General features: G+C 38.5%; 1 protein-coding gene. It reads left to right on the top strand.

All coding sequences use genetic code 11. The annotated features are described in order from the left end of the window. Nucleotides 1-312 (top strand): mechanosensitive ion channel family protein (locus CIK81_RS18900; protein WP_147272383.1); only part of this gene is annotated, 312 nt, incomplete at both ends.

Below are 312 nucleotides of genomic sequence, written 5' to 3'. Positions count from 1 at the left end.
GTTATTTATTTTAGATATTTTTGGGGTCAATACCGCCAGTTTAGTGGCACTAATGGCCGCTGCAGGTTTAGCAATTGGTTTGGCGTTAAAAAGTACGTTAAGTAATATAGCTGCAGGTATTATGTTATTAATACTGAGACCTTTTAAAGTAGGTGACTTTATTGATGCCAGTGGTACATCGGGTACGGTGAGCGAAATTAACTTATTCACTACTATTTTTAAAACCACCGACGGCCTTTATATAGCCTCTCCTAACGGCAAAGTGTGGGGTGGTAATATTAAAAACTTTACCCGTAACGGTAAAAGACGCAT

The organism is Brachybacterium sp. JB7 (assembly GCF_003335205.1).
In the GTDB taxonomy this organism is placed as follows: Bacteria; Actinomycetota; Actinomycetes; order Actinomycetales; family Dermabacteraceae; genus Brachybacterium; species Brachybacterium alimentarium.
Note: the sequence above shows the minus strand (reverse complement) of the source record. Positions and strands in the feature narration are given on the sequence as shown.